Source organism: Diaphorobacter caeni, from assembly GCF_015354245.1.
Lineage (GTDB): Bacteria > Pseudomonadota > Gammaproteobacteria > Burkholderiales > Burkholderiaceae_C > Diaphorobacter_A > Diaphorobacter_A caeni.
In genome coordinates, this window is the sequence record NZ_JADKYZ010000003.1 from 382229 (window position 1) to 400735 (window position 18507).

The following is an 18507-nucleotide window of genomic DNA, read 5'->3' on the forward strand; positions in this document are numbered from 1 at the left end:
GCGGGGAAAAAGGATCAGTCCACCAGACCGGCGTACACGTGCTGCGTGTCGTCGTCGTTCTCGAGGCCGGCCAGAAACGCCTGCACCTCTTCCATGGCTTCGGCGCTCAGCGAGGCCGCGCTGATCGGGTTCTTGGCCTTGTAGCCGAGCTTGGCCGACAGCACCTTCACGCCCTGCGCGGGCAACGCCTTGCTGACCAGATCCAGATCCGTGGCATCGGTGATGAACAGCGTCACGCCCTCCTCGTCGCCCGCCTCGAAATCCTGTGCGCCTGCCTCGATGGCCGCCATTTCCATGTCGGCATCGGCGCTGGCCGCCTCGCCCTCGATCATGCCCACATGGTCAAAATCCCACGCCACGGCGCTCATCTGGCCCTTGCGGAACAGCACGCGCATGTTGGGAGCCGTGCGGTTGGGGTTGTCGGTCAGACACTCGACCATCACCGGCACGCGATGCGGGGCATAGCCCTCGAACACCACGCGCTCGTAGTTCACGGCATCCGCGCCGACGCCCGAACCCTTCTTGATCGCACGCTCCAGCGTGTCCTTGGGCATGGAAGCCTTGCGGGCGGCGTCCACCGCCATGCGCAAAGCGGCATTGCTGCCGGGATCGCCACCGGCCCGTGCGGCGACGGTGATTTCCTTGACGAGTTTGCCGAACAGTTTTCCCTTGGCATCGGCGACCAGCGCCTTGCCTTTAGCTTTCCATTGCGCGCCCATGGCTGCGATCCCTTGGTATTAGAAGAACCGCGCATTTTCGCGCAGATTGAAATCCGAGAGGCTCGCATTGGCTCTCGAAATTCATTTTTACTGCCCGACCCGGGTCTTGAGCGCCTCGGTGTGCTGCCCCAGAACCGGCGCCGCGAAAGGCTCCGGGCCCGGCGTACGGTCGAATTCGACGGCCCGTGTAAAGCCCCGATAGCTGCCAAGCGTCGGGTGCTCGAACGTGGCGATCATGGCCTCCGCCTGCACCTGCGGGTTGTCGAACATGTCCTCGACGGTGCGGGCCGCCGCGCAGGGGACTTCCTCGCCGAAGATGGACTCCCACTCCAGAGCCGTGTGCGCCGCGAGCGCCTCGCGCAGCTTGGGAACGAGTTCGTCCTTGTGCTGGGCACGCTTGCGCACCGAGTCGTAGCGCTCGTTGGCCGCGATCTCGGCAAGGCCCGTCTTCGCGCAGAGCGCTGCCCAGAAATGCTGGGTGTTCGCCGAGAGATAGATGTAGCCGCTCTTTGTCGGATGGATGCCGGTGATGCCGCCCGAGCGCATGTCGCGCCCCACTTCGCGCGGCTCGCCTTCGGCCCAGATCAGGCGTGCGGATTGCATGGTCAACGCCGCGCGCAGCAGCGACACGCCCACATGCTGGCCCAGTCCGCTTTTCTCCCGCTCATAGAGCGCCGATGCCACACCGCCCGCCACCAGGGCAGAAGCGTAATAGTCGACCACCGAGCCGTACAGAATTTCCGGGGGCCCTCCCGCCTTGCCCTGCATGCTGCACATGCCCGTCATGGTCTGCAGCACCTGGTCGTAACCGGCCTTGGCCTTGAGCGGCCCCTTGCCGCCATAACCCGTCACGCTGCAATAGACGAGACGCGGATTGATCAGCGCCAGCTGCTCAAAGCCGATTCCCAGACGCTCCGGCACTCCAGGGCGAAAGTTGTGGACCAGTACATCGGCGTCGCGCACCAGACGCATCAGCACCGCGTGATCTGCCTCCTGCTTCAAATCGAGCACCATGCCCCACTTGCTGCGGTTCACGCCAACAAACGCGCGGCTTTCAGCCTCCAGAGTCGATGGATATTTGCGCAGGTTATCGCCCACCGGGGGCTCGACCTTGATAACCTCCGCACCCTGATCCGCCAGCAGGGAGCAGCCGTAAGGCCCGGCAATGTAGGCACTCAGGTCAAGCACGCGCACGCCGCTGAGCGGACCCATGGGTCCTTTGCGTTCAGTTGGAGCAAAGCTCATGATTCAGACTTTCCGGGTTCGCGGATCAATCCGCGACGATGTTGCGTTCTTTCGCGAGCTTCTTCCAGCGCTCGACATCGCCCTTGACCACGTCGCCGAACTGCGCTGGCGTGATCGGCGTCACGATGGCGCCCTCCCTCAGGAACTGGTCCTTGAGTTCCTGCTTGGCAAGCGCCTGATTCACGGCCTTGTTGAGCGTGTTCACGATGCTGGCGGGCGTGCCTGCGGGTGCCAGCATGCCCCACCACAGATCGAACTCATAGCCCGGCACGGCCGTGGCCATCGGCGTCAGCTCGGGGGCAATCGGGCTTGGCTTGAGGCTGGTGATGCCGACGGCCTTGAGCTTGCCGTTGCGGATCATCGGCAGAATCGACGGACCGCTCGAGATCAGCATCTGCACCTGATTGCCGATCACGTCGGTCACCGCCGGCCCCTGGCCCTTGTAGGGCACGTGGGTGATGTCGAAGCCCGGGACCATCGAACGCAGATACTCCGTGGCCATGTGGTTCACGCTGCCCGTACCGGACGTGGCGTAGTTGAACTTGCCGGGCTGGGCCTTGATCGCCTTGATCAGCTCGGTCGGGTTGCTTGCCGGGAACTCGTTGTTCACCGCGACCACCATCGGCCCCTTGGCGAACATCGCGATCGGAGCGAGGTTCTTCACCGGATCGAACGGCATCTTCGGCTGCACGCCGGCGTTGGTCGTCATGCTCGACGACACCGCGACGAGCGTGTAGCCATCGGGTGCAGCCTTGGTCACGAAAGCCGTGCCAGTGTTGCCGCTCGCGCCGGGACGGTTGTCAACGATGATGGGCTGCTTGAGGATGTCGCCGATCTCCTTGGCGATCTGGCGTGCGAACACGTCATTGGAGCCGCCTGGCGGATAAGGCACGATCATCGTGATCGGCTTGCTCGGATAAGCCGCGTCGGATGCCAGCGCGGGGGCTGCACCCATGGTGGCGACGGCGGTGAAAGCCAGTGCAGCGACCGCAACATGGCGGCGCGCGAAGGACAGCTTGGTTTGAATGGTCATCACAGTCTCCTGCTCAATTCGTTGTTGGCATTTTCAAAAATCAAATCGACCGCGCATCAGTTGCTTGCGATCAACCCCAGCGCCCGCGCGCTCTTCACGATGGCCTCGGCACGCAGCACGAACGGCCTGTCGATCATCTTTCCATCCACCACATAAGCACCCAAGGCGTTCTGATCGGCGTTGCGCGCCGCCTCGACGACCTTGAGCGCCTCGTCGATTTCCTTCGGCGAAGGCTGAAACACCTCGTTCGCAATCGCGATCTGGCTGGGATGAATGCAGGTCTTGCCGAGAAATCCCATGCGCCGCGACAGCTCGCATTCGGCACGGAACCCATCGACATCCTTGATGTTCGCGAACGCGCCGTCATACGCCCAGACGTCGGCCTCCGCAGCCGCCATGCGCACCGCAAACAGCGCCTGCGCAATCGCGGACGGCTCGCGGCGATGAATGCCATACGGCTCGAACAGATCGCCCAGACCGAGCTGCAGCCCCTTCACGCTTGGGTGCGCGAGCGCCAGCGCCGCGCCGATGCGCAGCGACTTCGGCGTCTCCATATTGAGCAGCAGCCCCGGTGCCTGCGTCACGCCGTTGGCACGCGCAGCATCGGCCACCGCATGCGCGGCGGCCACCACATGCTCCGGGCTCTCGGGCTTGGGCAGATTGATCAGTTGCACGCCCTCGCGCACCACCTCGGCCACGTCCTGTGCGAAGTGCGGCGTGTCCATCGCGTTGACCCGCACGATGACGGTCTTGGCATGGGCACGCGAAGCATCGCTGACCAGAAAGTCCCGCAGCAGTCCACGCGCTTCGTTCTTGCGCGACTCTGCCACGGCGTCTTCCAGATCGAACGACAGACTGTCGGCCGCACTCGCCAGCGCTTTCTCGAACAGTTCGGGCCGCGAGCCCGGAACAAACAATTTGCTTCTCATACCGCCATTGTGGATTCAGCCCGCGCCCTGAAAAATACAGCTAACATTGGTTCAGACAAAAGAAAATCTATCTTTTCAGCGTTAACCCTGATCCATTGACCGCATGGAAACCAGTTACCTTCAAAGCTTCATGCTGGTCGTGGAAACCGGCTCAATGGCTGAAGCCGCACGACGCCTGCACATCACGGCGGCCGCCGTAGCGCAGCAGATGCGCATTCTCGAAAAAGAGTTCAAGACACCGCTGCTCGCCCGCGCGGGACGCACCGTCGTGCCCACGCCCGCAGGCCACCGCCTGACGCAAAGCGCACCCACCCTGCTGCGCGAACTGGCCAACGCCCACACGCTGGTCAACGACGACGGCACGCGCGGCGAACTGGTCATCGGCACCATCAACACCGCCCTGCACAGCCTGCTGCCCGACATCCTCGCGGACTTCGTCAAGCAGTGCCCCGAGGTCAAGGTGTTCCTGCAGTCAGCCACGACCCATCAGCTCTACGAGGCCGTGCAGCAAGGCGACATCGATGCCGCCGTCTGCCTTTATCCCTCATTTCCGCTTGCCAAGACCTTCGACTGGACCCAGTTGCGCGAGGAACCGCTGATCCTGCTGGCCCCCCGGCACCTCGCCCATCTTGCACCGCACGAGTTGCTGCGCACCCAGCCACTGATCCGCTATGACCGCAACCTCGGCGGCGGCCAGATGGTCGATCGTTACCTGCGCACCGCCCACATCGCACCCAAGGAGCGGTTTGAACTGAGTTCGCTGGTCGCCATCGCGATGATGGTGGACCGTGGCCTCGGCGTGGCACTGGTGCCCGACACCGCCCTCAACCTGCCGGACGGCCAGAGCCTGGTGCGCCTGCCCCTGCCCGAATTCACCCAATCCCGCAGATTCGGGGTGATGTGGCTGCGGTCATCGGCACGGCTGGGGTTGATTCACAAGGTGGTGGAGAGTGCGCGACGTGTGCTAAAAGATAAGGAGGCATTGAGAATCACAGCTATTGCAAAACAACCCCAATAAGAGTCGCAATGAATGCATCTACCCCATCCTCCAACCCACCGCGTCGCCTGACAACTAAAGGACTTCTTACCGCTGCAACAATCTCTGTTGGTGCAGCCGCGGTACTTCTTCATTTACTGGGATTTACCGTATATACCGCTTACCTTGAAGCATGGGGCGTAAATGCGGAACAGTTCCCGAAAGCTACGGATTGGCTCATCATCAACGGCTACTACGCAATTTGGCGCGGGACAGCGATGTTGCTGGTATTGTCATTCAAGAACGCCTTATGGACAGCCGCGAGCGTTGCCCTATTCTTGCTATATCTGTGGATCCTAAAACTTCCGCTTGAACCATCCACGCAATCAAAGCAAAGAGCCTATTTGTGGCCCCGATGGCTCAAACGACTGCTTCAGGTTATGGCATTCAGCGGGGCAATTGCCGCCTCACTTATTCCACTGACGCTGGCAATCTATGTATTCACAGGCGTGCCAGCAAGACTTGGAAAAGCAATTGGTGAAGAGATTTTCCAATCCGACTATCGTGATTTCTATAAGGGCTGCGAGAAATCTCGTACCAATTGCATCAAAGTTCTCAAACATGAGAAAGAAATTGGCCAAGGATACTTCTTGGCGTCGTCACAAAGCCATTTGGCTTACTTCGATGCCGCCACATATACGAGTCATGTTCTACCGCTGGCAGAACTTGAGCTTCGAACAGTGCGACCACCAAAATTTGATCTCACCGCAAAATAAGCACCCAATCGGAGCTTAGGAGCTTAGTGCGCATGCCCCCAGTAGATCAGCGCATCACGCCCCTCCACCGACAGCGACACCTGCGCACCCACCGGCAGCAGCACCTTGGTCGCCACATGCCCGAACGGCAGATTGGTCAGCACGGGAGCCTTGATCTGCGAGCGCAGCCAGTCGATGGCGGTCTGCATCTTGTAGCCCTTGTCGTGCGGTGCCAGGCGGTAGCCGGTGAACTGGCCCATGATGATGGCCTTCTGGTTCTTGAGCACGCCCGCCTGCAGCAGCTGCGCGAACATGCGCTCTACGCGGTAGGGATGTTCGGCCACGTCTTCTAGGAACAGAATGCCGCCCTTGATCTGCGGGAAGTACGGCGTGCCGAGCAGCGAGCACAGCATGGCCATGTTGCCGCCCCAGAGCGTGGCGTTCTTGAAGTAGACATCGGGCACGGCGGGTTTGCCGTTCGCCAGAGGCTTTTCGTGGCCCATGCGCCAGCCGCTGCCTTCGCCGTGGCCGGTGAACAGGTCATCGAGGCAGGCGAGCATGATGTCATCGGGCTCGCCCTCCACACCCAGATCGGCGATCAGCGAGGGGCCGGACCAGGTGGTCGCACCGGTCTGCGCGAGCACCGCGTTCTGGAAGGCGGTGAAGTCGCTCTGTCCGATGAAGCGCATGCCCTTTTCCACGGCCTTGGCGACGGCCTTGTACTTGATGCCCGGAAGAATGCGCGAGAGGCCGTAGCCACCGCGTCCAATCATCGCCACATCCGCGCCGCTGGCGGCTGCGCGGTGAATGGCAGCGAGACGGGTTTCATCGTCGCCCGCAAAGCGCGTGCTGCGCGCGAGCGCATCCTGATCGATCTCGACCTCGTGGCCCATGGCCTTCAGGCGCGCGACGCCACGGCGGAACGCGGCCTTGTCGAGCACCGCGCTGGAAGGCGAATAAATGTAGATGTGCTGCGGGCCATGGTTGTGATCGCAGGCCGCGTGGCCGTGATGCCCATGGTCATGCGCGTCGTGGGCATGCGCGTCATGGTCGTGTTCGTGAACCGCTTTTTGTTTGGTGGCCAAGGCTGTCATCAGGCGCGCGCTGCGCCTGCTCCGAATGTAGTAGGGAGACCACCGCGTCGGCAGTGGTCAGAAATGTGAAGACCGCAGGTTCGACTGCGGTCAGAGCGTGATGGGATTCTCAGAATGGGCTGAAGTATTCCACAGCACGCAAGGCCACGTCGGCTCCATGCCGCGAAATGAAATGCCCCAACTCGGGAATCACCACCACGTCGCCCGCGCCGTGCAGGTTCTGACGCAGTCTGTCGGCCGCATTGCGATCGACGACAAGGTCAGCGCCGCCGGAGATCACCAACGACTTTCCGCGCCACCGCTCGCGCCAGAAGTCCTGCACCTCGCGGACCCATTCGGGGTCCTGCGGCGACAGGACGAATCCCGCGAACGCGCGCAGAGCGGCGCGGTATCCGGCGTCCTTAAATGGCGCGTCCCACCACACCGCATCCTCCGCTGCGCCATTGCGTGATGCCCGCGCCATGTGCTCACCCAGCGGCAGCCTCGGCTTGCGCGCGATGGGGTCGATCCATTTCTGCAAGGCATTGGGCGCTGGCACCGTCGCATCCGGCAGCCAGGCATTGATGGTCAACAGGCCCGCAAACCGCTCGGGTGCCGCCAACGGAACACCAAATCCAATCAGCCCGCCCAGCCCCTGCGTGACCAGCACAATGCCCCGCGCATCGAGTCGATCAACGAGCTCCTGGATCACCCGCGCATGCCAGCGCTCGCTGTGGGCGCCCTCCTTCTTGGGCTTGTCGCTTCGGCCAAAGCCCGGCAGATCCACGGCGATCACGCGATCACCCGCTGCCAGCAACGTGGTAATCATCGTGCGGAATTCCTGGCTCCAGCCCGGCAATCCATGCACCAGCAGCCAGGTGCGCGACGCATCCGTTGGAGGGCCTTCATCGAGATAGTGCAGGCGCAGACCATCGAGCGCCGGAAGATCGCTGACATAGCGCGGTGCCCATGGAAATGCTTCCCCGGCGGACTGTGCAAAGGCCTTGTCCGGCGTACGCAAGGCGTCTTCACGCAGCGGATGCGCCAGCCGCTTTTCCGCCTTCTGCTCGCTGCGCCGCTGCCGGAAAAACTCGCTCAGCGCCATGCCGCATTCATCGGCAAGCACGCCCCCCTGAATCTCCGTCTGGTGATTGAGCAAGGGCTCGGCAAACAGATCGACCACCGATCCCGCGGCGCCCGTCTTGGCGTCCGCCGCGCCGAACACCACGCGCGGCAAGCGGGCGTGCAGCATGGCCCCGGCGCACATGGGGCAAGGTTCGAGCGTCACATACAGCGTGCAGTCGTCAAGCCGGTAATTGCCCAGCGCCCGCGCCGCGGACCGCAGCGCCGCCAGCTCCGCATGGGCCGTGGGATCGTGCTGCGCGATCGGCGCGTTGCGCCCCGTGGAAAGCACCCTGCCATCGCGCACCAGTACCGCGCCCACGGGCACCTCGCCCTCGGCCGCTGCCTCGCGCGCCAGCGCCAGCGCAAGGCGCATGCCCTGCTCGTCGTTCTCGCACGGGCTGCCGATGGTCACCGTCGTCGCCATGCTTATTGCGCTTCCTTGTCGAGGCGTTCCTGCCCCTGTTGCAGCGCCGAGTCGAGCTGCTGCTTGAACTGCTCCTGCAATTGCTGGCTCTGCTCGCGCACGTTCTGCGGCGCGCTCGCGCCATGGGCCGGAGCGGCAACCGATGCAGGCACGGCCACTTTGGTCGCGCTGATCTGCTTTTTGACGAGCACGCCGACAATCGCGAGCGCCACCAGCAGCCCCACCAATCCAAAACCAAATCGCATCTGATCAACCCTCCGCACGGACAAGGCGCTCACTGTAGCGCAAGCACCGCGCCCATCGGCGAACGATTCCGCGAGCGTTTCAGCGCCTGCTCCGGCTGGCCTCGAACAGCCGCGTCGCCAGATCACGGATATCGTCCGCCATGCAAAGGCGCGCCAGCCATGTCGACGGCAGGCTGCGCGCGCCCCACATCGCACCGGCGATCTGGCCGGTGATCGCGGCGGTGGTGTCCGCGTCGTCGCCGAGGTTGGCCCCATCGAGCACCGCATCCCAGACGTTGTCGCGCCGCGCAAAGCACCAGAGCGCCGCTTCGAGGCTTTCGACCACATAGCCCGATCCGCGAATCTCGTCCCGGCCCTTATCCAGATAGCTGCCCTCTGCGATCCGCTGAATCCTGGGGCTTGCGAAATTCAGCCCCGCCAGATCCAGCACCTCGCGCTTGCTGCAACCACTCAGGGCCCGGCCCAGCGCCACGGCGAACAAGCGGCAGGCATCCAGACATTCCGCAGCCCCGTGCGTGGTGCGCGAACTGAGCGCGGCCATCTCCTGCGCCAGCGCCTCGTCGCCGCAGTACCGCATGGCCACGGGCGCCAACCGCATCAGCGAGCCATTGCCCGCGCTCTGTGGATCGACGCTTCCCGCCAGCGGCTCGCCCGTCCGCAGAAACTGCTCGACGGCGGCGCGTGTCGCCATGCCGATGTCAAAGCAGCGCCCGGTCGAGCTCCAGTAGCCCCACTGGTACCAGTTCGCATACCGCGTCATCTGGTCATGCGGGTCGCATGTGCCCTTGGTCAGCAGGCTCTCGGCCAGACACAAGGCCATCGAGGTGTCATCCGTCCACTGCCCGGCCTTGAGCGAAAACGGCCCGCCGCCGACCATGTCGATCACCGGTGTGAAGCTGCCGCGCGGCTGGAACTCCACGGTCGTGCCGACCGCGTCACCACAGGCGAGCCCCAGCAGCGCGCCGTGAAAGCGATCGAGCATGTCATCGTCACTCATGTGCCTTACCCCTTTGCCTCTCCATCCCACGGATAGACCCGCTCCACCGGCGTCAACAGAAGCGGCTCATCATCCCGCGCGTGCGGCCGCTGCGCGTTCACGAAGTCCGTCATGTCGATGACCTCCAGCAGTTCGTCGCCCGCAAAACGGTGCAAGGCCTCGCCGCGCAGGCCGAGCTGCACGGCACGCCGCGCCAGCTTCATTCCGCTGGGCGCGTGGTCCGGGTCCCATTGCATGCGCACGTCGGAATCCGCCACGGCCTGCTGCCACGCCTCGTGACTCGCAAACCGCTGCGGATCGAAAGTCGATGCCACCGCAGCCCGCAGCAGCGACTCGAAGAAGGGCCGCGATATGCGCAGCCCAAGCACCTTCTCCTGACTCGGCTTGGTGCACCAGCCGCAGCGATACATCATCCAGAGGAAATTGGGCTTTATCCAGCTCATGCGGGAGAAACTGAAATCCGGCCCACCGAAGTGACCATGCGTGATCGCGAAATCGGCAATGGACGGGCGATATGCCTGATAGATGATCACCGACGCATCGTCGAAATGCGCGAGCACATGCTCGCCCGTCCCCGGCCAACGCGCCGCCTGAGCGAGATGCGCAGCGGTCTCAAGCATCGCGGCCTCCCTCCTCTTGCGGAAACCGCCGGATCACCTCGATGCGGCCGACGATGTTCGCATTGAGTTCCGCAAGCTCTTCGGCCGGCACCCACCATTCCGTGTGGTGCGCCGCGCCGACCTGCTGCACGGCATAGCGGTCCATGAACGACTTGCGGACCGCAAACCGCGTGACGAAGCCGCTGCCGCTGGCCGGCACGTTCCAGTCGCGCGCGATCTCGGTGGCGTATTGCTCGTTGGTCACCGGATAGAAGATCGGCTGATCCGGCAGACGCGGTGGCCATTGGGTGAAGCCCGAGGCCTCGACCAGCGCGAGTTCATGCGGGCCGGTCGGTCTGTAGAGAGTGATGGTCTGGGTCATGTTTCCACCTCTTGTGGTTCATTGATGGTTGGATTCCTCGTCATTGCCCGGCTTCACTGCGCAGCCGCTCGCGCGCGGCCATCAGTGCAAATCCGAGCAGGTTCTGCCCGCGCCAGTTCTGCGGACGTTCGGCGTCGGGGTTGGATGCGCCCATGCCGATGCCCCAAATGCGGTCGCGCGGACTGGCCTCGACCAGCACGCGATGGCCTGTGCACAGCAGATAGTCGCGCAGCGCGGGGTTCTGGCCGAACTTGGCGACGTTGCCGTTCACAACGATGTCAAAGCGTTCGGCATGCCAGCGCCCCTCATCGAAATGCCGCACGCCGCGCCCCAGCTGCTTGGCGCTGGCCGGGGACCCCGCGAGCAGCACCTGCGCACGCGCCTCCTCGTCACCGAACAGGCGCGCCTTCTCGGCCATCATGAAGTGTTCGGCCGTGGGATAGCGCTCACCGTCGACGGTGAATTCCGCATGGAACCACTGGCTGAAACAGCCCTTGCCGACGGAGCCATCTTTCTCGGGTTGATGACCCCAGAAAAACAGGTATTTGGGACGCAGGCCCGCATTGAGCTGCGAGAGCAGATCGGCCACCGTGCGGATTTCTGTCTTTGTATGGGTCATGTTGCGCCCTTTCTCTTGTTGGTTTTCTTGTTGAATCGGATATAAGTTGTTCAATGCAACTAAAAAGCAAGTTGTACAATACAACCCAATATCCCAGTCGTCAAGAGCCTCCGCATGACCGTTACCGTTCCTCGCGCAAAAACCAACGGCGTGCCCGACTTTCCGCGTCCGTTCACCACCGTCGACGTGGTGATCTTCTCCGTCGTGGATGCCCGGTTGAAGGTGCTGCTGGTCCAGCGCCCCGAAGGCGAGAGGGAGCCGTTTCCCGCGCTGTGGGCGCTGCCCGGCGGGTTTGTGAACGTCGATCTGGATGCGGACCTCGAGGCCTGCGCGCGCCGCAAGCTCAAGGAGAAGACCAGCGTCGACAGCCCCTATCTGGAGCAGCTCGGCAGTTGGGGCGGCAAGGCGCGCGATCCGCGCGGCTGGTCGGCCACGCATGTGTATTTCGCGCTGATTCCCAGCTCCGACATCACGCTCGCCAAGGGCGCGAACGCGGCCGACGTGGCGTGGTTCGAGGTCGACGAGATGCTCGCCCGCCCGAAGCTCGCCTTCGATCACGGCGACATCCTGCAGGCCGCCGTCGAGCGCCTGCGCGGCAAGGTCGAATACACCTCGCTGCCCGCGTTTCTGCTGGCCGAGCCCTTCACCCTGCCCCAGCTGCAGCAGGTCTACGAGACCGTGCTCGGCCGCCCGGTGGACAAAAGCGGCTTTCGCACCCGCATGCTGGCCGCGCAGTTTCTGGTGGAGGCCGGGCATGTCGAGGGCACATCCAACCGCCCGGCCATGGGCTACCGGCTTGCGGACCGGAGCGCGGCGGTGGTGTTTCCGCGCACTTTCAGTCCGCGCTCGGGAAGCTGATCCGCCCCTCCCGGACCGGGTTATTCCGGCTGGGCGATAGCATGCTGGCGCGATCAACATTCGGGCTGTTTTATCACTGCAACGACGAACCCAACATGACCACTTTGATGATCAATCTCCCGGAAACCGGCGAACAGGCCACGGAGCAGACCATGTTCGGCGGCATGCCCAGCGCGCCAGCGGGCCAGCTCGACTGGCCGACCTGCGCCTGCTGCAGCGGCAACATGCAGTTCCAGGGGCAGTTGCGCAACGAGGCCGACTCGACCTTGTTGCTGGTCTTCATGTGCCAGAACGACCCCGGCGCGTGCGAGGAATGGGATGCCAACGAAGGCGGCAACAAAGTACTGGTGGTGCCGGCGAGTGACCTCCAATTGGTCGATCCCCCCGAAGAAGGCGAGACCGTCCGCGCCACGCGCTACGGGGCCACGCTGGTGGAGTCCGCCGAGCCCGACTACGACAAGGCCCGCCAAAAATGGGCCGAAGAGAGCGGCGAATCCCCCCGCCGCGTGCTGGGCCAGATAGGCAGCGAGCCTTCGTGGCTTCAAGATGACGAGACGCCTGAGTGCGACGCCTGCGGCAAACCCATGCAATTGGCAGCGCAACTGGAGGAAGGGCCGGACCACGCAACGGAAATGAACTTCGGCGGAGGCTGCGCCTACGTGTTTCGCTGCGACTGCACGAAACCCGGTCTGGGCAAGCTGCTCTGGCAATGCTGATGCTGGATGGGAGCGGGGCATTCACCCGCCCTCCCCGGAATCCGGTCGATCCTGAGATAATCGCGCCCTTATGTCTCTCCTGCCCCACCAGCTCGAACTGCTCTCCCCGGCCCGCGATGCCGACATCGGGATCGAAGCCATCAACCACGGCGCCGACGCCATCTACATCGGCGGTCCGGCCTTCGGCGCGCGCGCGACGGCGGGCAACGACATGCGCGATCTGGAGCGGCTCATCAAGCATGCGCACCGCTTCGGCAGCCGCATCTTCATCACGCTCAACACCATTCTGCGCGACGACGAACTCGAAGACGCGCGCAAGATGGCCTGGCAGATCTACGAGGCCGGAGCGGACGCGTTGATCATCCAGGACATGGGTCTGCTCGAGATCGACCTGCCGCCGATCCAGCTGCACGCGTCCACCCAGACCGACATCCGCACGCCCGAGAAGGCGCGCTTTCTGCAGGACGCGGGCCTGTCCCAGATCGTGCTGGCGCGCGAGCTCGATCTCCAGCAGATCGAGGCGATCCGTGCGGCGACCGACCCGAGCCGCACCACCATCGAGTTCTTCGTGCACGGCGCGCTGTGCGTGGCCTATTCGGGCCAGTGCTTCATCAGCCACGCGCACACCGGCCGCAGCGCCAATCGCGGCGACTGCAACCAGGCCTGCCGCCTGCCGTATGAAGTGACGGACCAGAGCGGCCGCATCATCGCGCACGAAAAGCATGTGCTGTCGATGAAGGACAACAACCAGAGCGACAACCTGCGCGCGCTGATCGACGCGGGCGTGCGCAGCTTCAAGATCGAGGGCCGCTACAAGGACATGGGCTACGTGAAGAACATCACGGCCCACTACCGCAAGCTGCTCGACGAGGTGATCGAGGAACGCGAATTCTCGGACGCGCCCCTGGCGCGCTCGTCCTCGGGGCTCACCACACTGTTCTTCGAACCCGATCCGGACCAGAACTTCAACCGCGAGTTCACCGACTATTTCGTCAACGGCCGCAAGGACGACATCGGCGCGTTCGACACGCCCAAGACGCCCGGCCGCTCCATCGGCTGGGTCACGCAGGTGGGCGACAAGTGGTTCGAGCTGGAAACCGCCGACAAGGACATCGAACTGCACAACGGTGACGGCCTGTGCTACTACGACCTGCAGAAGGAACTGGTGGGCGTGCACATCAACCGCGTGGAATGCGTGCATGCCAAGAAAGGCATCTGGCGCGCGTTCCCCAAGAACGACATCAGCGAGTTCAAGGACCTGCGCAAGGGCCTCGAGATCAACCGCAACCGCGACATGGACTGGGTGCGCACGCTCGAGAAGAAGTCGAGCGAGCGCCGCATCGGCATGTGGGCCGATTTCAAGGAAACCGCCAACGGCTTCGCGCTCACGCTGACCGACGAGGACGGCTTTGTCGGTGCCGCCGAGGTCGAGCAGGAGCACCAGAGCGCCACCGACGCCGCCAAGGCCGAAGCCACGCTGCGCGAGCAGCTCGGCCGTTTCGGCGCGACGATCTTCGAGGCGCACGACATCGCCCTCAACGTGTCCGAGCCCTGGTTCGTCCCCGCCTCCGTGCTCAACCAGCTGCGCCGCGAGGCCGTGGCCTCGCTCGAGACAGCTCGCGCCGAAGGCTTTGTGCGCCTGCCGCGCGCCGTGCCGGTCGAGCCGCCCGTGCCCTTCCCTGAAGACACGCTCACCTACCTTGCCAACGTGTTCAACCAGAAGGCGCACGACTTCTACGTCAAGCACGGCGTGAAGGTGATCGACGCGGCCTACGAGAGCAAGGAAGAGGAAGGCGAAGTCAGCCTGATGATCACCAAGCACTGCGTGCGCTTCTCGATGAGCCTGTGCCCCAAGCAGGCCAAGGGCGTGATCGGCGTGAAGGGCACCATCAAGGCCGAGCCGCTGCAGCTCATCAACGGCAAGGAAAAGCTCACGCTGCGCTTTGACTGCAAGCCCTGCGAGATGCATGTGGTCGGCAAGATGAAGCGCTCGGTGATGAACCAGCACGCCAAAGACATGCAGGAGCATCCGATGCAGTTCTACCGCACGCGCCCCGCGCCACGCACCGGCGTCTGAACCGCAAGCTGATGACGCGCCGCAAAGCACCGACCAAGGAAGAATCCGCGCTGCTGCCGCCGTTCGTGGCGCTCGCGGATTCGGCGATCCACATTCCCGCAAGCGACGAGGATTTCGCCCGCGCCCGCGCCGCCCTGCTCGCCGCGTCCGTGCTGGGTTTCGACACCGAGAGCAAGCCGCTCTTTCAGGTCGGCGCCAAGGACACCGGCCCGCACCTCGTGCAGTTCGCCACGACCACGGAATGCTGGCTGTTGCAGATGCGCCGCGCCGAGGCCTTTGCCCTCACCCGCGAGGTGCTCGGCGATGCACGCATCACCAAGGCGGGTTTCGGCCTCGACAACGATCGCAGCCAGCTGCAGGGCCGCCTGCAGGTCGAGATGCAGAACGTGATCGACCTCGACCGCATCTTCAAGCGCCACGGCTTCGGCGCATCGACCGGAGTGCGCGCCGCCATCGCCATGGTGCTCGGCGAGAGCCTGCGCAAGTCCAAGAAGGTGACCACCTCCAACTGGTCCAACGAACGCCTGACCGAAAGCCAGATCCGCTACGCGGCCAACGACGCCCATGCACCGGCGATGGTGTTCGCGCATCTGGCGACATGGGAGGCGAAGCAGCCGCCTGCGCCTGCCCGTCCAGCTCCCCGGCCGCGCACTGCGGCACAATCGGGCACATAAGCACCTTGCTCTGGGTCGCGTCATTCCGCACAACGGGATCGGGCGCGGCACATAAGCTCATAGCGAAACCTTCGTTAGTCTCGCCGCACCCTGCGGCAACAATCACCGTCAACTCCGGACGCGCTGGTGCCGACACGCGCGCGCCCGGCTCGTGTTCTGTTCAACCTCTCGGAGACCTGACCCATGCGCATCGAAACCCTGGCCGTCCACGCCGGCTACTCCCCCGACCCCACCACCAAGGCCGTCGCGGTGCCGATCTACCAGACCGTCGCCTACGCGTTCGACAGCGCGCAGCATGGCGCGGATCTGTTTGATCTGAAGGTTCCGGGCAACATCTACACGCGCATCATGAATCCGACCACGGACGTGCTGGAAAAGCGCGTCGCGGCGCTGGAGGGCGGCATCGCCGCGCTGGCGGTGGCTTCGGGCATGGCGGCGATCACCTACGCGATCCAGACGATCGCCGAAGCGGGCGACAACATCGTCTCGGCCGCCACGCTTTACGGCGGCACCTACAATCTGTTCGCCCACACCTTCCCGCAGCAGGGCATCGAGGTGCGTTTTGCCGACGCGCGCGATCCCGCAAGCTTCGGCAAGCTGATCGACGCGAAGACCAAGGCCGTCTTCATCGAATCCATCGGCAACCCGCTCGGCAACGTGACCGACATCCGCGCGCTCGCCGACGTGGCGCATGCGCATGGCGTGCCGCTGATCGTCGACAACACGGTGCCCAGCCCCTATCTGCTGCGCCCCATCGAGCACGGCGCCGACATCGTCGTGCACTCGCTCACCAAGTACCTCGGCGGCCATGGCACCAGCGTGGGCGGCGCCATCGTGGACAGCGGCAAATTCCCGTGGGCAGAGCACAAGGAGCGCTTCAAGCGCCTGAACGAACCCGACGTGAGCTACCACGGCGTGGTCTACACCGAAGCCCTCGGCCCGGCCGCCTACATCGGCCGCGCGCGCGTCGTGCCGCTGCGCAACATGGGCGCCGCGATCTCGCCGCAGAACGCCTTCCAGATCCTGCAGGGCATCGAGACGCTCGCGCTGCGCATGGACCGCATCTGCGAGAACACCCAGAAGATCGCCGAGACGCTGCAGAAACACCCCAAGATCGAATGGGTGCGCTACGCGGGCCTCAAGGACCATCCCGACCACGCCATCGTGCAGAAGCAGTCGGGCGGCCGCGCCTCGGGCATTCTGTCGTTCAGCCTGAAGTCGTCAGGCGAAGACGCACGCGCCGCCGGTGCACGCTTCCTTGACGCGCTGCAGCTGTTCACGCGACTGGTGAACATCGGCGACGCCAAGTCGCTCGCCACGCACCCGGCCTCCACGACCCACCGCCAGCTAGACGCCACAGAACTCGCCAAGGCAGGCGTGACCGAGGGCATGGTGCGTCTGTCGGTGGGCATCGAGCACATCGATGATCTGCTGGCGGATCTGGATCAGGCGCTCGCAGCGGTATAAACAGAGGCTTCAGGAAGTACCGGGCAGACGTATGTTGTTGCGCGGACTTTGAAACCGCGCCGCCTTCGGCCGCGATTGTTCAATCGTTTGGAGGCGGCGAGATGGGCCATATCGCGTCGTTGCGAAGCCTTGCCGTACGCTTGTACTGATCTGCGGCTTCGACGCCTAGCGCTATGGCCCATCTCTCCGTTGGGGCGCTTGTCCGAACGCACGGTACGCTTCGTTGGCCCGCTCCGGCAAGCAGGGCTTACCGTGAGTCTGCCATGCACCTTCCGGCTCCCACCGTCGCATCGGCGGACGCCTCGTTCAAACGTCTCGCGCCAGCCTCACTCCCGCAAACTGCCAGCGCGCAGATGTCGGGAAAAAATTGCGGTAGCTCGCGCGGATATGGTCGGATGGCGTTGCGCAGGAGCCGCCGCGCAGCACGTACTGATTGACCATGAACTTGCCGTTGTACTCGCCCACCGCACCCTCGGCCGGAGCGAATCCGGGGTAGGCCTCATAGCTTGAACGGGTCCACTGCCACACGTTGCCGAAGAGCCGCGCCGCGCCGTGCTCCGCCATCGGATGGTGGATGCCGCTGTCCGCGAAGTGGCCGTTCATGTGGCCGTTCATGTGACCGTTCAAGGGCAACGACTGCGCCACTGCCTCCCATTCCGCTTCGGTCGGCAGCCGTGCGCCGCGCCAGCGGGCATAGGCGTCGGCCTCGAAATACGAGAGATGCACCACGGGCTGTTCAGGCGCGATATCGACCACGCCGTGCAGCGTGAACTCCTGCCAGACGGCACCCTCGTCCCTTGAGCGCCGCCAGTACAGCGGCGCGTGGATCGCATGGGCCTCGCGCCAGTCCCAGCCCTGCGCGAGCCAGAGCGCGGGCTGTTCGTAGCCGCCGTCCTGCATGAACTGCAGATACTCGCCATTGGTCACCAAGCGCGAACTCAGCGCGAACGGCTCGAGGTAGACACGGTGGCGCGGCGATTCGTTGTCAAAGCCAAAGCCTTCGCCTGCATGACCGATCTGCTCAAACCCACCAAAGTGGGAGATCCACGCGGGCTGCGCGGACGATGCCACCTCGGCCCGCGGCCACTCTGCAGCGCGGTAGGTCGGCCACAGTGGATGGCAGGACAGAAGGTGCTTGATGTCCGTGAGTATCAGCTCCTGATGCTGCTGTTCGTGCTGCAGACCAAGCTCGACCAGCGCGTGGCATGCGTCATCTTCACAGCGCGCAAGCAACTGCTGCATTCGCTCGTCCACCGCCGAACGGTAGCGCAACACCGTGGCGAGATCGGGCCTCGTGATCAGGCCCCGCTGCGGTCTCGGATGCTGCGCGCCGACGCCGTGGTAGTACGAGTTGAACAGCACGCGGAAGGCCGGATCGAACGGTGCGAAATCCGATTCGAACCGCTCGAGCACAAAGGTCTCGAAAAACCAGGTCGTGTGCGCGAGATGCCATTTCACGGGGCTTGCGTCGGCCATCGATTGAGCGCAGCAGTCCTCCGCCGACAGCGGCTCGGCGAGCCGTTCGGTCGCGGAGCGCACCCGGCTGAAGCGGGCCGCGAGATGCTGTTCGAGGTTGCGCACCGGGGTCAGCATG

19 protein-coding genes are annotated in these 18507 nt (G+C 64.1%); 7 read left to right on the forward strand and 12 right to left on the reverse strand.

Features of this window, described 5'->3' with window-relative positions:
- Positions 1-14: 14 nt before the first annotated feature.
- The 4 genes from ISG32_RS09435 to ISG32_RS09450 form a co-directional block, all read right to left on the reverse strand.
- Positions 15-719, reverse strand: a complete 705-nt coding sequence (locus ISG32_RS09435) for a YebC/PmpR family DNA-binding transcriptional regulator (protein ID WP_194770756.1) — start codon at positions 717-719, stop codon at positions 15-17.
- 87 nt (positions 720-806) lie between these two features.
- Positions 807-1964, reverse strand: coding sequence for a CoA transferase (locus tag ISG32_RS09440; protein ID WP_194770757.1), 1158 nt, complete (start codon positions 1962-1964; stop codon positions 807-809).
- A gap of 25 nt (positions 1965-1989) precedes the next feature.
- Positions 1990-2997 carry a tripartite tricarboxylate transporter substrate binding protein gene (locus ISG32_RS09445; RefSeq protein WP_194770758.1) on the reverse strand — a complete coding sequence of 336 codons (1008 nt, stop codon included), beginning with the start codon at positions 2995-2997 and terminating at the stop codon, positions 1990-1992.
- Between the two features lie 56 nt (positions 2998-3053).
- On the reverse strand, positions 3054-3926 hold the full coding sequence (locus ISG32_RS09450; protein ID WP_194770759.1) for an HpcH/HpaI aldolase/citrate lyase family protein: 873 nt from the start codon (positions 3924-3926) through the stop codon (positions 3054-3056).
- A gap of 103 nt (positions 3927-4029) precedes the next feature.
- Between ISG32_RS09450 and ISG32_RS09455 the strand changes: the two genes are divergently transcribed.
- Both ISG32_RS09455 and ISG32_RS09460 read left to right on the forward strand, forming a co-directional pair.
- On the forward strand, positions 4030-4944 hold the full coding sequence (locus ISG32_RS09455) for a LysR family transcriptional regulator (RefSeq protein ID WP_194770760.1): 915 nt from the start codon (positions 4030-4032) through the stop codon (positions 4942-4944).
- Positions 4945-4952: 8 nt separating this feature from the next.
- Positions 4953-5678, forward strand: coding sequence for a hypothetical protein (locus tag ISG32_RS09460; protein WP_194770761.1), 726 nt, complete (start codon positions 4953-4955; stop codon positions 5676-5678).
- A 23-nt stretch (positions 5679-5701) separates the two neighbouring features.
- On the opposite strand, the gene ISG32_RS09465 is transcribed toward ISG32_RS09460, so the two are convergent.
- The 7 genes from ISG32_RS09465 to ISG32_RS09495 all read right to left on the reverse strand — a co-directional run bounded on the left by ISG32_RS09465 (position 5702) and on the right by ISG32_RS09495 (position 11121).
- Positions 5702-6751 (reverse strand): LD-carboxypeptidase, encoded by a 1050-nt coding sequence (locus tag ISG32_RS09465; RefSeq protein ID WP_194770762.1) that lies wholly within the window; start codon positions 6749-6751, stop codon positions 5702-5704.
- Positions 6752-6860: 109 nt separating this feature from the next.
- Positions 6861-8279 carry a tRNA adenosine(34) deaminase TadA gene (gene tadA / locus ISG32_RS09470; protein WP_194770763.1) on the reverse strand — a complete coding sequence of 473 codons (1419 nt, stop codon included), beginning with the start codon at positions 8277-8279 and terminating at the stop codon, positions 6861-6863.
- A 2-nt stretch (positions 8280-8281) separates the two neighbouring features.
- Positions 8282-8524, reverse strand: coding sequence for a hypothetical protein (locus tag ISG32_RS09475; RefSeq protein WP_194770764.1), 243 nt, complete (start codon positions 8522-8524; stop codon positions 8282-8284).
- Between the two features lie 79 nt (positions 8525-8603).
- Positions 8604-9521 carry an ADP-ribosylglycohydrolase family protein gene (locus ISG32_RS09480; RefSeq protein ID WP_228529692.1) on the reverse strand — a complete coding sequence of 306 codons (918 nt, stop codon included), beginning with the start codon at positions 9519-9521 and terminating at the stop codon, positions 8604-8606.
- A gap of 5 nt (positions 9522-9526) precedes the next feature.
- A complete protein-coding gene (locus ISG32_RS09485) occupies positions 9527-10141 on the reverse strand; it encodes a DUF4291 domain-containing protein (protein ID WP_194770765.1) in 615 nt (204 codons plus the stop codon).
- Positions 10134-10502, reverse strand: a complete 369-nt coding sequence (locus ISG32_RS09490) for a hypothetical protein (protein WP_194770766.1) — start codon at positions 10500-10502, stop codon at positions 10134-10136. Before ISG32_RS09490 ends, ISG32_RS09485 begins: the two co-directional genes overlap by 8 nt.
- 40 nt (positions 10503-10542) lie before the next feature.
- Positions 10543-11121, reverse strand: coding sequence for an NADAR family protein (locus ISG32_RS09495; protein ID WP_194770767.1), 579 nt, complete (start codon positions 11119-11121; stop codon positions 10543-10545).
- Positions 11122-11235: 114 nt separating this feature from the next.
- Between ISG32_RS09495 and ISG32_RS09500 the strand changes: the two genes are divergently transcribed.
- From ISG32_RS09500 to ISG32_RS09520, 5 genes are all read left to right on the forward strand, one after another.
- Positions 11236-11979: an NUDIX hydrolase gene (locus ISG32_RS09500; protein ID WP_194770768.1), complete on the forward strand. Its 744-nt coding sequence runs from the start codon at positions 11236-11238 to the stop codon at positions 11977-11979.
- Positions 11980-12074: 95 nt separating this feature from the next.
- Positions 12075-12695 carry a hypothetical protein gene (locus tag ISG32_RS09505; RefSeq protein ID WP_228529693.1) on the forward strand — a complete coding sequence of 207 codons (621 nt, stop codon included), beginning with the start codon at positions 12075-12077 and terminating at the stop codon, positions 12693-12695.
- 70 nt (positions 12696-12765) lie between these two features.
- Positions 12766-14772, forward strand: coding sequence for a peptidase U32 family protein (locus ISG32_RS09510; protein ID WP_194770769.1), 2007 nt, complete (start codon positions 12766-12768; stop codon positions 14770-14772).
- A gap of 11 nt (positions 14773-14783) precedes the next feature.
- On the forward strand, positions 14784-15446 hold the full coding sequence (locus tag ISG32_RS09515; RefSeq protein WP_194770770.1) for a 3'-5' exonuclease: 663 nt from the start codon (positions 14784-14786) through the stop codon (positions 15444-15446).
- Positions 15447-15629: 183 nt separating this feature from the next.
- A complete protein-coding gene (locus tag ISG32_RS09520; RefSeq protein ID WP_194770771.1) occupies positions 15630-16913 on the forward strand; it encodes an O-acetylhomoserine aminocarboxypropyltransferase/cysteine synthase family protein in 1284 nt (427 codons plus the stop codon).
- A 306-nt stretch (positions 16914-17219) separates the two neighbouring features.
- Here the strand turns inward: ISG32_RS09520 and egtB are convergent, their stop codons facing one another.
- A complete protein-coding gene (egtB, locus tag ISG32_RS09525) occupies positions 17220-18506 on the reverse strand; it encodes an ergothioneine biosynthesis protein EgtB (RefSeq protein ID WP_194770772.1) in 1287 nt (428 codons plus the stop codon).
- Position 18507 lies beyond the last annotated feature (1 nt).

Bases quoted from the DNA above. Each gene is read 5' to 3' on its own strand.
- ISG32_RS09435 (WP_194770756.1), bottom strand. From the start codon at position 719: ATGGGCGCGCAATGGAAAGCTAAAGGCAAGGCGCTGGTCGCCGATGCC.
- ISG32_RS09440 (WP_194770757.1), bottom strand. From the start codon at position 1,964: ATGAGCTTTGCTCCAACTGAACGCAAAGGACCCATGGGTCCGCTCAGC.
- ISG32_RS09445 (WP_194770758.1), bottom strand. From the start codon at position 2,997: ATGACCATTCAAACCAAGCTGTCCTTCGCGCGCCGCCATGTTGCGGTC.
- ISG32_RS09450 (WP_194770759.1), bottom strand. From the start codon at position 3,926: ATGAGAAGCAAATTGTTTGTTCCGGGCTCGCGGCCCGAACTGTTCGAG.
- ISG32_RS09455 (WP_194770760.1), top strand. From the start codon at position 4,030: ATGGAAACCAGTTACCTTCAAAGCTTCATGCTGGTCGTGGAAACCGGC.
- ISG32_RS09460 (WP_194770761.1), top strand. From the start codon at position 4,953: ATGAATGCATCTACCCCATCCTCCAACCCACCGCGTCGCCTGACAACT.
- ISG32_RS09465 (WP_194770762.1), bottom strand. From the start codon at position 6,751: ATGACAGCCTTGGCCACCAAACAAAAAGCGGTTCACGAACACGACCAT.
- tadA (WP_194770763.1), bottom strand. From the start codon at position 8,279: ATGGCGACGACGGTGACCATCGGCAGCCCGTGCGAGAACGACGAGCAG.
- ISG32_RS09475 (WP_194770764.1), bottom strand. From the start codon at position 8,524: ATGCGATTTGGTTTTGGATTGGTGGGGCTGCTGGTGGCGCTCGCGATT.
- ISG32_RS09480 (WP_228529692.1), bottom strand. From the start codon at position 9,521: ATGAGTGACGATGACATGCTCGATCGCTTTCACGGCGCGCTGCTGGGG.
- ISG32_RS09485 (WP_194770765.1), bottom strand. From the start codon at position 10,141: ATGCTTGAGACCGCTGCGCATCTCGCTCAGGCGGCGCGTTGGCCGGGG.
- ISG32_RS09490 (WP_194770766.1), bottom strand. From the start codon at position 10,502: ATGACCCAGACCATCACTCTCTACAGACCGACCGGCCCGCATGAACTC.
- ISG32_RS09495 (WP_194770767.1), bottom strand. From the start codon at position 11,121: ATGACCCATACAAAGACAGAAATCCGCACGGTGGCCGATCTGCTCTCG.
- ISG32_RS09500 (WP_194770768.1), top strand. From the start codon at position 11,236: ATGACCGTTACCGTTCCTCGCGCAAAAACCAACGGCGTGCCCGACTTT.
- ISG32_RS09505 (WP_228529693.1), top strand. From the start codon at position 12,075: ATGACCACTTTGATGATCAATCTCCCGGAAACCGGCGAACAGGCCACG.
- ISG32_RS09510 (WP_194770769.1), top strand. From the start codon at position 12,766: ATGTCTCTCCTGCCCCACCAGCTCGAACTGCTCTCCCCGGCCCGCGAT.
- ISG32_RS09515 (WP_194770770.1), top strand. From the start codon at position 14,784: ATGACGCGCCGCAAAGCACCGACCAAGGAAGAATCCGCGCTGCTGCCG.
- ISG32_RS09520 (WP_194770771.1), top strand. From the start codon at position 15,630: ATGCGCATCGAAACCCTGGCCGTCCACGCCGGCTACTCCCCCGACCCC.
- egtB (WP_194770772.1), bottom strand. From the start codon at position 18,506: ATGCTGACCCCGGTGCGCAACCTCGAACAGCATCTCGCGGCCCGCTTC.